General features: G+C 54.8%; 17 protein-coding genes. 5 read left to right on the forward strand and 12 right to left on the reverse strand.

Annotated elements, in window-relative coordinates:
• Window positions 1-29 precede the first annotated feature (29 nt).
• Window positions 30-506 carry a transcription elongation factor GreA gene (greA, locus tag L379_RS03070; protein ID WP_006812122.1) on the reverse strand — a complete coding sequence of 159 codons (477 nt, stop codon included), beginning with the start codon at window positions 504-506 and terminating at the stop codon, window positions 30-32.
• 228 nt (window positions 507-734) lie between these two features.
• Here greA and dacB point away from each other — a divergent pair, with 228 nt between their 5' ends.
• From dacB to pmrB, 3 genes are read left to right on the forward strand one after another with little or no spacing between them, the layout of a single operon-like run.
• On the forward strand, window positions 735-2,168 hold the full coding sequence (gene dacB / locus L379_RS03065) for a serine-type D-Ala-D-Ala carboxypeptidase (protein WP_032655235.1): 1,434 nt from the start codon (window positions 735-737) through the stop codon (window positions 2,166-2,168).
• Between the two features lie 2 nt (window positions 2,169-2,170).
• Window positions 2,171-2,833, forward strand: a complete 663-nt coding sequence (gene pmrA / locus L379_RS03060; protein WP_015571977.1) for a two-component system response regulator PmrA — start codon at window positions 2,171-2,173, stop codon at window positions 2,831-2,833.
• Window positions 2,830-3,873, forward strand: a complete 1,044-nt coding sequence (pmrB, locus tag L379_RS03055) for a two-component system sensor histidine kinase PmrB (protein WP_017693913.1) — start codon at window positions 2,830-2,832, stop codon at window positions 3,871-3,873. Before pmrA ends, pmrB begins: the two co-directional genes overlap by 4 nt.
• Window positions 3,874-3,906: 33 nt before the next feature.
• Here pmrB and cgtA read toward each other — a convergent pair whose 3' ends face one another.
• The 4 genes from cgtA to rplU form a co-directional block, all read right to left on the reverse strand.
• Window positions 3,907-5,082, reverse strand: a complete 1,176-nt coding sequence (gene cgtA, locus L379_RS03050) for an Obg family GTPase CgtA (protein ID WP_003861823.1) — start codon at window positions 5,080-5,082, stop codon at window positions 3,907-3,909.
• Between the two features lie 15 nt (window positions 5,083-5,097).
• The gene (locus L379_RS03045) at window positions 5,098-6,063 is read right to left on the reverse strand and encodes a DMT family transporter (RefSeq protein ID WP_015571979.1); all 966 of its coding nucleotides are present in this window, start codon (window positions 6,061-6,063) and stop codon (window positions 5,098-5,100) included.
• Between the two features lie 95 nt (window positions 6,064-6,158).
• Window positions 6,159-6,416: a 50S ribosomal protein L27 gene (gene rpmA, locus L379_RS03040; protein WP_003861831.1), complete on the reverse strand. Its 258-nt coding sequence runs from the start codon at window positions 6,414-6,416 to the stop codon at window positions 6,159-6,161.
• Between the two features lie 19 nt (window positions 6,417-6,435).
• The gene (gene rplU / locus L379_RS03035) at window positions 6,436-6,747 is read right to left on the reverse strand and encodes a 50S ribosomal protein L21 (RefSeq protein WP_003025032.1); all 312 of its coding nucleotides are present in this window, start codon (window positions 6,745-6,747) and stop codon (window positions 6,436-6,438) included.
• Window positions 6,748-7,004: 257 nt separating this feature from the next.
• Between rplU and ispB the strand changes: the two genes are divergently transcribed.
• The gene (ispB, locus tag L379_RS03030; RefSeq protein ID WP_006812126.1) at window positions 7,005-7,976 is read left to right on the forward strand and encodes an octaprenyl diphosphate synthase; all 972 of its coding nucleotides are present in this window, start codon (window positions 7,005-7,007) and stop codon (window positions 7,974-7,976) included.
• A 229-nt stretch (window positions 7,977-8,205) separates the two neighbouring features.
• Window positions 8,206-8,493 (forward strand): DNA-binding transcriptional regulator SfsB, encoded by a 288-nt coding sequence (gene sfsB, locus L379_RS03025; RefSeq protein WP_017382732.1) that lies wholly within the window; start codon window positions 8,206-8,208, stop codon window positions 8,491-8,493.
• A 63-nt stretch (window positions 8,494-8,556) separates the two neighbouring features.
• On the opposite strand, the gene murA is transcribed toward sfsB, so the two are convergent.
• The 7 genes from murA to mlaF form a co-directional block, all read right to left on the reverse strand.
• Window positions 8,557-9,816: a UDP-N-acetylglucosamine 1-carboxyvinyltransferase gene (gene murA / locus L379_RS03020; protein ID WP_006812128.1), complete on the reverse strand. Its 1,260-nt coding sequence runs from the start codon at window positions 9,814-9,816 to the stop codon at window positions 8,557-8,559.
• Between the two features lie 50 nt (window positions 9,817-9,866).
• Window positions 9,867-10,121, reverse strand: coding sequence for a BolA family iron metabolism protein IbaG (ibaG, locus tag L379_RS03015; RefSeq protein ID WP_003861840.1), 255 nt, complete (start codon window positions 10,119-10,121; stop codon window positions 9,867-9,869).
• A 126-nt stretch (window positions 10,122-10,247) separates the two neighbouring features.
• Window positions 10,248-10,541 carry a lipid asymmetry maintenance protein MlaB gene (mlaB, locus tag L379_RS03010; RefSeq protein WP_003861843.1) on the reverse strand — a complete coding sequence of 98 codons (294 nt, stop codon included), beginning with the start codon at window positions 10,539-10,541 and terminating at the stop codon, window positions 10,248-10,250.
• Complete coding sequence (gene mlaC, locus L379_RS03005; protein ID WP_006812130.1) at window positions 10,541-11,176, reverse strand: phospholipid-binding protein MlaC; 636 nt, start codon at window positions 11,174-11,176, stop codon at window positions 10,541-10,543. Before mlaC ends, mlaB begins: the two co-directional genes overlap by 1 nt.
• An 18-nt stretch (window positions 11,177-11,194) precedes the next feature.
• Complete coding sequence (gene mlaD / locus L379_RS03000; RefSeq protein ID WP_006812131.1) at window positions 11,195-11,743, reverse strand: outer membrane lipid asymmetry maintenance protein MlaD; 549 nt, start codon at window positions 11,741-11,743, stop codon at window positions 11,195-11,197.
• Between the two features lie 4 nt (window positions 11,744-11,747).
• A complete protein-coding gene (gene mlaE, locus L379_RS02995; RefSeq protein WP_003861848.1) occupies window positions 11,748-12,530 on the reverse strand; it encodes a lipid asymmetry maintenance ABC transporter permease subunit MlaE in 783 nt (260 codons plus the stop codon).
• A gap of 7 nt (window positions 12,531-12,537) precedes the next feature.
• A complete protein-coding gene (gene mlaF, locus L379_RS02990; protein ID WP_006812132.1) occupies window positions 12,538-13,350 on the reverse strand; it encodes a phospholipid ABC transporter ATP-binding protein MlaF in 813 nt (270 codons plus the stop codon).
• Between the last annotated feature and the right edge of the window lie 12 nt (window positions 13,351-13,362).

A 13,362-nucleotide genomic window follows, 5' to 3' on the forward strand; every position in this document is an offset into this window, starting at 1 on the left:
ATGTATCAACATCTTAGTAGAGAAGCGAATTACAGGTATTCAACCTTAATAATTTCGTATTCCACTTCACCACCAGGGGTGCGGATGGTGACCACATCGTCCTGCTCTTTGCCAATCAGGCCACGAGCAATCGGCGAGTTCACCGAAATCAGGTTCTGTTTGAAGTCCGCTTCATCATCACCCACGATGCGATAGGTCTGCTCTTCGTCGTTGTCCAGATTCAGGACGCTGACGGTAGAGCCGAAGATCACACGGCCATTATTTGGCATTTTGGTGATATCGATAACCTGCGCGTTAGACAGTTTCGCCTCGATATCTTTAATGCGCCCCTCACAGAAACCCTGCTGCTCACGCGCCGCGTGGTATTCAGCATTCTCTTTCAGGTCGCCATGCTCACGCGCTTCCGCGATAGCGGCGATGATTTCAGGGCGACGCACGGATTTGAGAAAATCCAGCTCTTCGCGCAGTTTTTCGGCACCACGTAAGGTCATCGGAATAGCTTGCATTTGTTATACCTCTTAAACATTCCTGTTGGGAGCAGTGTTCCCTGCTCCAGCCCACCTGAACAGGCCAGAAGCAAAAAGAAAACCGACCCGGGAGCAACGCCCCAGGTCAGCAGCAATTTTTCAATTTGATACGCATTTTACCGCGAAGTTCACTATGGGTCATCGTTTACTTTACAGTGCCATGCACCGTAGTATGACGGTTTGTTTTCGGGTTGTTAGCGCGAGATTATGCGATTTTCCAGTTTTATCATCGGATTGACTACCAGTATAACGTTCACTGTTCAGGCCGCGAATGTTGATGAGTACATTAATCAACTGCCCGCCGGCGCGAACCTTGCCCTGATGGTGCAGAAGGTTGGCGCGCAGGCTCCCGAGATTGACTATCACAGTCAACAGATGGCGCTGCCTGCCAGTACCCAGAAGGTGATCACTGCCCTCGCCGCCCTGCTCCAGCTCGGGCCTGACTTCCGTTTTACTACCACCCTTGAAACCAGAGGTAACGTTAAGGGTGGCGAACTGAAAGGCGATCTTATCGCCCGTTTTGGTGGCGATCCCACCTTTAAGCGCCAGGATGTCCGCAATATGGTGGCGGTACTGAAAAAATCCGGCGTAACAAAAATTGATGGCAACGTGCTGATCGACACCTCCATTTTCGCCAGCCACGATAAAGCGCCTGGCTGGCCGTGGAACGACATGACGCAGTGCTTTAGCGCCCCGCCAGCCGCCGCCATCGTTGACCGTAACTGCTTCTCCGTATCGCTTTACAGCGCGCCAAAACCAAATGACTTAGCTTTTATCCGCGTGGCCTCATACTACCCGGTCACGATGTTCAGCCAGGTGCGGACGCTGGCGAAAGGCTCCCCGGAGGCGCAGTATTGCGAGCTGGACGTGGTACCGGGCGATCTCAATCGCTATACGCTCACCGGCTGCCTGACCCAGCGGTCCGATCCCCTCCCGCTGGCCTTCGCCATTCAGGATGGCGCGGGCTATGCCGGTGCCATTTTTAAAGATGAACTGAAGCAGGCGGGCATAACCTACACCGGAACGCTGCTGCGCCAGACGCAGGTGAATGAGCCAGGCACGGTGATCGCCAGCAAACAGTCCGCGCCACTGCATGATTTGCTTAAGATTATGCTGAAAAAGTCGGATAACATGATTGCCGACACGGTGTTCCGCATGATTGGGCACGCGCGATTTGGTGTGCCGGGCACCTGGCGGGCCGGTTCTGATGCCGTACGTCAGATCCTGCGCCAGCAGGCGGGTATCGATCTGGGCAATACGATCGCCGTTGATGGTTCCGGTTTATCGCGTCATAACCTGATCTCGCCGGCCACCATGATGCAGGTGTTGCAGTACATTGCTCAGCATGACGCTGAGCTAAACTTTATTACGATGCTGCCGCTTGCCGGACACGACGGCTCTCTTCAGTACCGCGCGGGCCTTCACGCTGCGGGCGTGGATGGCAAAGTGTCAGCCAAAACGGGTTCCCTGCAAGGCGTTTACAACCTTGCCGGTTTTATCACTACCGCCAGCGGACAACGCATGGCATTTGTGCAGTATCTTTCCGGCTATGCCGTCGAACCGGCTGACCAGCGCAATCGCCGTATTCCACTGGTGCGTTTCGAAAGCAGGCTCTATAAGGACATCTACCAGAATAACTAGCGATGAAACTACTGATAGTTGAAGACGATCTGTTATTGCAGGAAGGGTTAGCGCTGGCGCTGGGGAATGAAGGCTACGCCCTGGATTGTGCCACCACGGCCGCTGAAGCAGATGCCCTGATCCAGAGCGGTGAATACAGCCTCGTGATCCTGGATTTAGGGCTGCCGGATAAAGACGGCGCGACGCTGCTCTGCCAGTGGCGTCGTCGCGGGGTTGAGAATCCCGTCTTGATTCTCACCGCCCGCGATGCCATTGAAGACAGAATTAACGGGCTGGATTCTGGCGCTGACGATTATCTGGTAAAACCCTTCGCCCTTGCCGAGCTACAGGCTCGCGTACGGGCGTTGATCCGCCGCTATCAGGGCCATAGCGACAACCTGCTGACGGACGGAGATATCACCCTCAATCTGCAAACTCAGCAGGTGCTGCGCCAGTCTCAGCCTGTGGAAGTGACGCCAAAAGAGTTCGCTCTGCTGACGCGCCTGATCATGCGCAGCGGGCAGACCGTGCACCGTGAAACGCTGCAACAGGACATCTACTCCTGGCAGGACGATCCAGGATCAAACACGCTTGAAGTTCACATTCATAATCTGCGGCGCAAGCTCGGTAAAGATCGCATCAAAACCGTACGCGGCGTGGGTTACCGTCTGGAGAGCCAGAAATGAACAGTATGCGCCGGCGATTAATGGTGTTGCTGGCGGTTATTCTGCTATTTTTTCAACTCATTAGCGTAGTCTGGCTGTGGCATGAGAGCCGCGAGCAGATCGGTTTTCTGGTGAACGAAACATTGTCCGCCAAAGCGCGCAACAACCATGTCGAAAAAGAGATCCGCGAAGCCATTGCCTCCCTGCTGGTCCCTTCTCTGGTGATGGTCGGTTTTACCTTGCTCTTCTCATTCTGGGCAGTCACCTGGATCACCCGACCACTCAACAAACTTCGCGCCAGCCTTGCGAACCGTTCGGCGGATAATCTGACTCCCCTGCCGATGTATTCCGATATGGAAGAGATAGGCGCTGTGACCACCTCGCTCAATCAACTCCTCGCCCGGCTGGACCACACTATTCAACAGGAACGCCTGTTTACCGCCGATGCGGCACACGAGTTACGTACGCCGCTTGCGGGGATCAGGCTCCATCTGGAACTGATGGCTCAGTCCGGTTCCCCGCAGGCCACGCCACTGATAAGCCGTATCGATCAGTTGATGCACACGGTGGAACAGCTGCTGATGCTGGCGCGTGCCGGGCAGGCGATGGCCAGCGGCCATTACGATACCGTGAACTGGACGGAGACGATCATTGCTCCGCTCAGCCTGGAGCATGAAGCCAAAGAGCATACGGTAATATGGCCGGCCCACAGCGTGCTGACGGTTCAGGGGGACGCCGTCCTGTTACGTCTGATGCTAAGGAACCTTCTGGAGAATGCCGCCCGCTACAGCCCGGCAGGCACAACCATTGAAGTGGCATTAACAGCGACGGAGGGCGGTACCCGGGTGAGCGTTACCGATCAGGGGCCGGGTATTGATGAGGCGCACCGCCAGTCGATCACCGAACCTTTCCGACGTCTCGACCAGCGCTACGGCGGCAGCGGCCTTGGGCTGAGCATCGTACAGCGTATCGTACAGCTCCATCATGGCCATTTAACGCTGGAGAACGGCGCTGAGGGCGGCCTCATCGCCAGCTGTTGGTTACCGGCGAAAATAGGATAAAAAAAAGCCCCGTTAAGGGGCTTTATACAGGGGTTAGTGCTTGTAGATGAACTCGACGCCTTCTTCGTCGTCTTCATCCCAGTCATCGTCCCAGTCTTCATCATCTTCTTCCGCTTCCAGCTCTTCGAGCTGCTGGCGGTGGTAGTCATCCCACATGAATTCGACTTTTTCAGGCTGTTTCGCCTCTTCTGCCTGAACAACCGGATTCTCGATGATAAAGGTCATCACATCCCAGCAGAGATCTTTCACGCCAACCTGGCTGGCGGCAGAGATCAGATAGTACTTATCTTCCCAACCCATCGCTTCGGCAATCGCTTTAGCTTTCGCTTCAGCTTCCGCTTTGTCCATCAGGTCGATCTTGTTGAATACCAGCCAGCGCGGTTTTTGCGCCAGTTTTTCACTGTATTTCTCCAGCTCGCCAATAATGATACGGGCGTTTTCAACCGGATCGGAACCGTCGATTGGATCGATGTCGATGAGGTGCAACAGTACGCGACAACGCTCAAGGTGCTTCAGGAAGCGAATACCCAGACCGGCGCCTTCTGCTGCCCCTTCAATCAGACCCGGGATGTCAGCGACCACAAAGCTCTTCTCGTTATCCATACGGACAACGCCCAGGCTCGGCACCAGCGTCGTAAACGGATAATCCGCTACTTTGGGTTTCGCCGCAGAGACCGCACGGATAAACGTCGATTTACCGGCGTTTGGCATACCCAGCATCCCCACATCCGCCAGCAGCATCAGTTCCAGTTGCAGGTCGCGCTTATCACCCGGGGTACCCATGGTTTTCTGACGCGGGGTACGGTTAACGGAAGATTTGAAACGGCTGTTACCCAGACCATGCCAGCCGCCTTTCGCCACCATCAGGCGCTGACCGTGTTTGGTCATATCACCCATGGTTTCGCCCGTGCCCTGATCGATGACACGCGTACCCACCGGCACTTTGATCGTCACGTCTTTACCGCGTTTACCGGTACAGTCGCGGCTCTGGCCGTTCTGGCCACGCTCGGCGCGGAAAGATTTTTCGAAACGGTAGTCGATCAGCGTGTTGAGGTTTTCATCCGCCTCCAGCCACACGTCGCCACCGTCCCCACCGTCACCGCCGTCAGGACCGCCACGAGGAATATATTTTTCACGGCGGAAGCTTACACAACCGTTACCGCCATCACCTGCCACGACCAGAATCGTCGCTTCATCAACAAACTTCATTTTACTCTCCGTAACTCATTCGCCTGAGCGGGGGACTATTACAACCGCTTCATTTTTGCGCCAACGCCCCCAGAGACGATGACCAATGGCGGAATACATCGCGCCCGCAACCACGACAAACGCACCGAGATAACCCAACAGGTTGAGCATCGGCTTGACGAAGACATCGGGCCAGGCCATTGATAACAAATCTGAAAATAACAGCGTAAACAGCGGGGTAAGCGTGATTAAGGCGCTCACCTGTGCTGCCTGCCAGCGCGCCATGGCTTCAGCCAGCGCGCCATAACCGACCAGCGTATTCAGCCCACAAAAAATGAGGCACGCCAGTTGCCAGTCGCTGAGCTGGGTAATTACACCCGGCTTCGCTAACGGCAATAATGCCAGTGTACACAAAGTGTACAGCAAAAAGAGGATCTGCTGTGAGGCAAGACGGCGCAATAACACCTTTTGCGCGACGCCATAACTCACCCAGACCGTTGCTGCGCCCACCCCAAAAATGACACCCCAGGTGTAATCCGTCAGGCGGGTAAAAATCTCAATCAGGCTGGTGTTAAAGAACATCACCAGCCCGCAAAGCAGCATGCTTGCCCCGATGATCTGCGTGCCGCGCATCTTCTCCTTGAGGATGAATACGCTGGCGACCATCATGCCGACCGGTGAAAGCTGACCAATCACCTGCGACGCTGTAGGGCTAAGATATTGCAGGGAAGAGCTGAACAGAATGAAGTTACCGAACAGACCGCCCGTCGCGATAGCCAGTAACACCAGCCAACGCGGTTTTCGGAAGATGCGCAGCGGTGGCAGTTTACCTTTAACGGCCAGAATGGCGCCCAGACCTATGCTTGCCATCAGGAAGCGATAAAACACCACCGTCGGTGGCTCCATGACTTCCAGTACCTGCTTCATTGCAATTGGCAGCGCACCCCAGCACATTGCGGTAGTGAGCGCCAAAAGAATACCCATGCCGGCCTGCTGCTTCATGCCCGTTTTCCCTACAGAAAATTTTCCGGGTTTCCAATGTAAAAAGCCCCGCAACACGTTGCGGGGCTTTAATCCGTTACCGGACCGAGAAAACCTTACTCAGCAACGATGCTGATGTATTTACGGTTGTTCGGGCCTTTAACTTCAAATTTCACTTTACCGTCTGCTTTAGCAAACAGAGTGTGGTCACGACCGCAACCTACGTTGGTACCCGCGTGGAACTTGGTGCCACGCTGACGAACGATGATGCTACCCGCCAGAACGGATTCGCCACCGAAACGCTTAACGCCCAGGCGTTTAGCTTCTGAATCGCGACCGTTACGTGTGGAGCCGCCAGCCTTTTTATGTGCCATTTAAATCTCTCCTCAGGTCTTAGGCGCTGATGCCAGTAATTTTCACATCAGTGAACCACTGACGGTGGCCCTGCTGCTTACGATAGTGTTTACGACGACGAAACTTAACGATTTTAACTTTCTCGCCACGACCGTGAGCAACAACTTCAGCTTTGATAACGCCGCCATCAACGAAAGGAACGCCGATTTTGACTTCTTCACCGTTTGCGATCATCAGAACTTCAGCGAACTCAACAGATTCGCCAGTTGCGATGTCCAGCTTTTCCAGGCGAACGGTCTGACCTTCGCTTACTCGGTGTTGTTTACCACCACTTTGGAAAACCGCGTACATATAAACTCCGCTTCCGCGCACATCCTCGTATGATTCAGAGTGCGCTATAAATATTCACAATAGGGCGCGAATATTACGCAAAACGCGAGCCTTTGACAAGTGCTACCATCAATACATGAAGAAAAAAAACACAACACGTACGGTAACGTTTATCTGAGCCGTTTTTTCAGTACAATCAGCAATACTATTTATAAACCGAAACCCTTTGTGTACCCATCTCGTGTGGGATAAACAGGATAAAAAGCCCGGCTTTTGCGATGAATTTAGAAAAAATCAATGAGTTAACCGCGCAAGATATGGCGGGTGTGAATGCAGCAATCCTGGAGCAACTCAACTCTGACGTTCAGCTGATCAATCAGTTGGGCTATTATATCGTCAGCGGCGGCGGTAAACGTATTCGTCCGATGATTGCCATTCTGGCTGCGCGCGCGGTTGGCTATCAGGGAAATGCCCACGTCACGATCGCGGCGCTGATCGAATTTATCCACACCGCCACCCTGCTTCACGACGATGTTGTGGATGAATCAGACATGCGTCGTGGTAAAGCCACCGCCAACGCCGCGTTTGGTAATGCGGCAAGCGTTCTGGTAGGCGATTTTATCTATACCCGAGCCTTCCAGATGATGACCAGCCTTGGTTCGCTGAAGGTGCTGGAAGTGATGTCAGAAGCCGTGAACGTTATCGCTGAAGGTGAAGTCCTACAGCTGATGAACGTCAACGACCCGGACATCACCGAAGAAAACTATATGCGGGTAATTTACAGCAAGACCGCACGTCTGTTCGAAGCCGCCGCGCAATGCTCCGGCATTCTGGCTGGCTGTAGCGAAGCTCAGGAAAAGGGCCTTCAGGACTATGGCCGTTACCTCGGCACCGCGTTCCAGCTGATTGATGATTTGCTGGACTACAGCGCGGATGGCGAAACGCTCGGTAAAAACGTCGGCGATGACCTGAACGAAGGCAAGCCAACGCTGCCACTGCTCCACGCGATGCGCAATGGTACACCAGAGCAGGCGAAAATGATCCGGGAGGCTATCGAGCAGGGAAATGGACGCCATCTTCTGGAACCGGTACTGGAAACAATGGCAATCTGCGGCTCCCTGGAATGGACGCGTCAGCGCGCTGAAGAAGAAGCGGACAAAGCCATCGCCGCCATTCAGGTCATTCCCGACAGCCCATGGCGTGATGCGCTAATCGGCCTCGCGCACATCGCCGTCCAGCGCGACCGATAATCCCCTCCTCATCTCCCTGCGCCCACGCAGGGAGATTCCAGTACACACCAATAAATTACATTTCCGCGTAAGCCCATCGGGTTACAGGCCGCATGTATAAAGCCGTGCCTTATTCTGAATATTGCTTCTCGTAACATGAACTTTTTAGAACACATGTTCGAAGTGAGTATAGTAATGCTGTCTTTTCACACGAAACGACGTGGACGATAACGAACACAAGGACAGCATTATGGATACAAAATTCATCGACTGGCATTCTGCTGACATTATTGCGGCACTGCGTAAAAAAGGAACATCGCTGGCTGCCGAATCACGTCGTCATGGGCTAAGCTCGTCGACGCTGGCAAACGCTCTGACCCGCCCATGGCCGAAGGGGGAACTGATTATCGCGACGGCGCTGGATACGCATCCGTGGGTGATATGGCCGTCACGCTACCACGATCCTATTACCCATGAATTTATCGACAGAACGCGCATGATGCGCCAGAGTAAAACGAAGAAAGCGCATCAGGACTGATGCACCAGGATTGACAGGAACAGCAATCCCCCGGCCTGTTCTGGCAGGGGGGTGCCGGAACGATTACTCGCCCTTCACACGCTCGATATTTGCACCCAGCGCGCGCAGTTTGTCCTCAATACGCTCGTAACCACGATCGATGTGGTAGATACGATCGACAACGGTAGTCCCTTCCGCAATACAACCTGCCAGCACGAGGCTCGCAGACGCGCGCAGATCGGTCGCCATCACCTGCGCACCGGACAGTTTTTCAACGCCGTGGCAAATTACCGTGTTGCTTTCAATCTCAGCATGCGCACCCATACGGATCAGTTCCGGTACGTGCATGAAACGGTTTTCGAAGATAGTTTCCGTGATGAAGCCCGTGCCTTCGGCCACCAGGTTCAACAGCGTGAACTGTGCCTGCATATCCGTCGGGAATGCCGGATGTGGCGCAGTACGCACGTTAACGGCTTTAGGACGCTGCCCGTGCATATCGAGGCTGATCCAGTCTTCACCGATTTCGATATCCGCACCCGCATCGCGCAGTTTCGCCAGCACCGCATCCAGGGTATCTGGCTGGGCGTTACGGCAGACAATCTTACCGCCAGAAATGGCCGCGGCCACCAGGAAAGTACCGGTTTCGATACGATCTGGCAGTACGCGATACACACCACCACCCAGACGTTCAACGCCTTCGATGGTGATACGGTCTGTGCCCTGCCCGCTGATCTTCGCTCCCAGCGCGACCAGGAAGTTCGCGGTATCCACGATCTCCGGCTCACGGGCGGCGTTTTCGATGATGGTAGTGCCTTCTGCCAGCGTAGCAGCCGACATGATGGTGACCGTTGCGCCCACGCTCACTTTGTCCATGACAATGTGCGCGCCTTTCAGACGACCATTGACGGACGCTTTAACGTAACCCTCTTCCAGCTTGATCTCCGCGCCGAGTTTTTCCAGGCCGAAGATATGCAGGTCAACGGGACGCGCGCCGATAGCGCATCCGCCCGGCAGTGAAACCTGTCCCTGACCGAAACGCGCCACCAGCGGACCAAGCGCCCAGATGGAAGCACGCATGGTTTTCACCAGCTCATACGGCGCTGAGAAGTTGTTCACGTTGCTGGCATCGATCCAGACGGAACCGTTACGCTCCACTTTGGTGCCCAACTGGCCGAGCAACTTCATGGTCGTGTCGATATCTTTCAGCTTCGGTACGTTCTGGATCTCTACCGGCTCTTCTGCGAGCAGCGCAGCGAAAAGAATGGGCAGCGCGGCGTTTTTAGCGCCAGAAATTGTGACTTCGCCCTGGAGACGCGTGGGTCCCTGTACACGAAATTTATCCATCGTTTGCTCTCTTATAAATTCAACCGTGCTGCGGGCGTTTCGCCCTCAGCTCAAAAACCGTTTAGTTTGCGATCGCGTGCCCACTCCTGTGGGGTGAACGCTTTAATCGACAGGGCGTGGATGCGGTTATCCGCAATGTATTCCATCAGCGGCGCGTACACAGCCTGCTGTTTCTTCACGCGACTCATTCCGTCGAACATCTCACCCACAGCAATAACCTGGAAGTGACTGCCATCGCCAGAGACGTGGGCTTCCTGAAGGGAGAGTGCATTCATCAGCACAGTCTGGATTTCATTATTTTCCATGGGGTCTACATCATCTGATAGTGAAAACAAGCTCAACATCTTAGAGCAAAGTGGCGCGGTCTTAAACAAGCAAAAAGCCCCGACGCGTAAACTGTCGGGGCTTTCAGAAGTAACGTACTGAAAAAATTAGCGAGGTAATACGTCTTCGGGCAAATTGTAAAGCTGTGCAAGGGTAATCACGTTATCGCTTACCCCCGTCAGGGTAACGCTACTCCCCTGCTTTTTGCCCGTGGCCACCAGGTGCGCCAGCAGGGCGATACCGGCGGTATCTACCCGCGTAACACCATGGAGATCAATCAGCGTCACGCCCTGCATCGCGTTATGGCGAGCGTCCCACAGCGGGTTAAGCAGATCCTGATCCAGCTCTCCCGTCAGCGTCAACGTCTCGCCGTCACGCGCCCAGCTAAGCTGCTGTGACATTACTTCTTCTCGTCCAGGGTAATTTTCTGACGAGAGATGGACTGAAGCTGAGCCGTCAGGCCATCGATGCCTTTAGTGCGCAGCAGATCGCTCCACTCGTTCTGTTTAGTGGTGATCATGCTGACGCCTTCAGCGATCATGTCGTACGCCTGCCAGTTTCCGGTCTGGCTGTTTTTACGCCACTGGAAGTCCAGACGAACCGGTGGACGACCGTTTGGATCGATAATCGTCACGCGAATAGGAATGATAGTGGCATCGCCCAGCGGCTGTTCAGGGGCAATCTGATAGGTCTGCCCGTGGTACATCGCCAGCGCCTGGCCGTAAGCCTGTTTCAGGTATTCACGGAACGCCGCAAAGTAAGCCTCGCGCTGTGCAGGGGTCGCGTCTTTGTAGTAACGGCCCAGCACCAGTGCGCCCGCATACTTGATCTGCACATACGGCAGCAGTTCCTGATCCACCACATCACGCAGATAATCAGGGTTAGAACGGATTTTTGGCTGTTCGTTTTTAAGACGGTCGAAGGTTTTCTTCGCGGCCTCATCCATCAGTTTGTACGGGTTACTCTGATCCGCAGCGTGCGCCGCGGTAAGAGGGGCAATGACCAGCATGGCAACCATTAACAGTCGTTTAAACATGAATGACTTCTCCTGAAATTAATTCGTCGCGCCTGGCGTCGGTTCGACGTTGGTGTGGTCTTCACTCTGCGCAGGGGCATCGTCAGACTTTTTATCATCCCCTTTACTGTTGTAAAGGAACTGACCAATCATATCTTCCAGCACCATCGCTGACTTGGTATCCTGGATTACGCTACCGTCTTTAAGGATAGTCGTTCCCAGCTCAGGATCTTCAAAACCAACGTTAAGGGCCAGATATTGCTCCCCCAGCAGGCCAGAGGTGCGGATAGAAAGCGAGCTGGTGTCCGGAATGTGGTTATAGCGCTCTTCGATATCCATCGCGACGCGCGGCAGATAGGTTTTCTCATCAAGCGTAATGTCAGCGACACGTCCGATAACGACGCCACCAATACGCACCGGTGAGCGCGCTTTCAGGCCGCCGATGTTATCGAAAGTCGCGTAGACACGATACGTCGGCTCGGCGCGAACAGAGGTGATGTCCGCCGCTCGCAGGCAGATGAACAGCGCGGCCAGCAGCGCCAGAAGCAGAAACACGCCAACCCAAATTTCATTTTTTCTCGTTTGCATGAACTTAATTCCCAAACATCAGTGCGGTGAGCACAAAATCCAGACCTAAAACGGCCAGCGACGAATGTACGACAGTACGCGTCGTTGCACGGCTAATGCCCGCCGACGTCGGAATGGCATCGTAACCATTAAACAACGCAATCCAGGTAACCGTCACAGCGAAAACCACGCTCTTGATCAGACAGTTCACCAGATCCATCCGCAGATCGATGGCGTCCTGCATGGCAGACCAGAAGAATCCGGCATCAATGCCTTTCCAGTTAACGCCAACCAGCGCGCCTCCCCAGATACCTACCGCCACAAAAAGGATAGTCAGTAACGGCAAGGAGATAACCCCGGCCCAGAAGCGCGGCGAGATTACCCGGCGCAGCGGATCGACTGCCATCATCTCCATACTGGAGAGCTGCTCGGTGGCGCGCATCAGGCCAATTTCCGCCGTCAACGCTGACCCGGCACGCCCGGCGAACAGCAGCGCGGCAACCACCGGCCCGAGTTCACGCAGCAGCGAGAGCGCCACCAGCATGCCAAGGCTGGTTTCCGCGCTGTAGGTTGTCAGCACCAGATACCCCTGCAACCCCAGCACCATGCCAATAAACAGACCCGACACGATGATGATAAGCATCGACAGCACGCCGACGTTATAAAGCTGCCGTACCAGTAACGGCGCATGCTTGCGGAACTCCGGTTTGCCGACCAGCGCGTTGAACAACATTAATCCGGCACGCCCGAACGTACTGATGGTTTTTAGGCCACGGTGTCCAAGACCCGCCAACGCATTTAACAGCATGAGTGGCTTAACTCCCTATTCCGAGTAAATCGTCATGATAGTCGCCCGCCGGATAGCGGAAAGGCACCGGCCCATCTGCGATACCGTCCAGGAACTGCCGCACGCGCGGATCGCCATTCTCCTGCAACGCCTGCGCGCTGCCGTGGGCGACGATCTTTTTGTCAGCCACAATATAGGCGTAATCAGCGATACTCAGCACTTCCGGCACGTCGTGGGAAACCACCACGCAGGTGACGCCAAGGGCGCTGTTCAGCTCCGAAATTAACTTCACCAGCACGCCCATGGTGATAGGGTCCTGCCCGACGAACGGTTCATCGAACATGATTAAATCGGGTTCCAGGGCAATAGCACGCGCCAGCGCGGCGCGGCGCGCCATCCCACCCGAGAGTTCGGACGGCATGAGTTTCGCAGCCCCCCGCAGCCCCACGGCTTCAAGCTTCATCATCACCGTGCTGTGCAACAGCTCAGGAGGAAGATGGGTGTGCTCACGCAACGGATAGGCCACGTTGTCAAAAACGTTCATATCCGTGAACAGCGCGCCCGACTGAAAGAGCATGCTCATCCGTTTGCGAACCGTGTAGAGGCGCGAGCGAGACATCTCCGGGACATTTTCGCCGTCGAAGAGAATTTCGCCGCTGTCAGGGGGGATTTGCCCGCCGATAAGACGCAGCAACGTGGTTTTACCGATCCCTGACGGCCCCATGATGGCGGTGATTTTACCGCGCGGCACGGTCAGCGAAATATCATCAAATATTAACCGGTTGCCGCGAGAAAAACTGACGCCCCGGACATCGACTATATTCGCCATCGTTTGGCTCATTTATGGTTCCTT

Source organism: Enterobacter sp. MGH 33 (assembly GCF_000534535.1).
GTDB classification, from domain to species: Bacteria; Pseudomonadota; Gammaproteobacteria; order Enterobacterales; family Enterobacteriaceae; genus Enterobacter; species Enterobacter hormaechei_C.

What these genes read in the sequence shown, in the direction of transcription:
- greA (WP_006812122.1), bottom strand. Translation starts at nt 506, where the DNA reads ATGCAAGCTATTCCGATGACCTTACGTGGTGCCGAAAAACTGCGCGAA.
- dacB (WP_032655235.1), top strand. Translation starts at nt 735, where the DNA reads ATGCGATTTTCCAGTTTTATCATCGGATTGACTACCAGTATAACGTTC.
- pmrA (WP_015571977.1), top strand. Translation starts at nt 2,171, where the DNA reads ATGAAACTACTGATAGTTGAAGACGATCTGTTATTGCAGGAAGGGTTA.
- pmrB (WP_017693913.1), top strand. Translation starts at nt 2,830, where the DNA reads ATGAACAGTATGCGCCGGCGATTAATGGTGTTGCTGGCGGTTATTCTG.
- cgtA (WP_003861823.1), bottom strand. Translation starts at nt 5,082, where the DNA reads ATGAAGTTTGTTGATGAAGCGACGATTCTGGTCGTGGCAGGTGATGGC.
- L379_RS03045 (WP_015571979.1), bottom strand. Translation starts at nt 6,063, where the DNA reads ATGAAGCAGCAGGCCGGCATGGGTATTCTTTTGGCGCTCACTACCGCA.
- rpmA (WP_003861831.1), bottom strand. Translation starts at nt 6,416, where the DNA reads ATGGCACATAAAAAGGCTGGCGGCTCCACACGTAACGGTCGCGATTCA.
- rplU (WP_003025032.1), bottom strand. Translation starts at nt 6,747, where the DNA reads ATGTACGCGGTTTTCCAAAGTGGTGGTAAACAACACCGAGTAAGCGAA.
- ispB (WP_006812126.1), top strand. Translation starts at nt 7,005, where the DNA reads ATGAATTTAGAAAAAATCAATGAGTTAACCGCGCAAGATATGGCGGGT.
- sfsB (WP_017382732.1), top strand. Translation starts at nt 8,206, where the DNA reads ATGGATACAAAATTCATCGACTGGCATTCTGCTGACATTATTGCGGCA.
- murA (WP_006812128.1), bottom strand. Translation starts at nt 9,816, where the DNA reads ATGGATAAATTTCGTGTACAGGGACCCACGCGTCTCCAGGGCGAAGTC.
- ibaG (WP_003861840.1), bottom strand. Translation starts at nt 10,121, where the DNA reads ATGGAAAATAATGAAATCCAGACTGTGCTGATGAATGCACTCTCCCTT.
- mlaB (WP_003861843.1), bottom strand. Translation starts at nt 10,541, where the DNA reads ATGTCACAGCAGCTTAGCTGGGCGCGTGACGGCGAGACGTTGACGCTG.
- mlaC (WP_006812130.1), bottom strand. Translation starts at nt 11,176, where the DNA reads ATGTTTAAACGACTGTTAATGGTTGCCATGCTGGTCATTGCCCCTCTT.
- mlaD (WP_006812131.1), bottom strand. Translation starts at nt 11,743, where the DNA reads ATGCAAACGAGAAAAAATGAAATTTGGGTTGGCGTGTTTCTGCTTCTG.
- mlaE (WP_003861848.1), bottom strand. Translation starts at nt 12,530, where the DNA reads ATGCTGTTAAATGCGTTGGCGGGTCTTGGACACCGTGGCCTAAAAACC.
- mlaF (WP_006812132.1), bottom strand. Translation starts at nt 13,350, where the DNA reads ATGAGCCAAACGATGGCGAATATAGTCGATGTCCGGGGCGTCAGTTTT.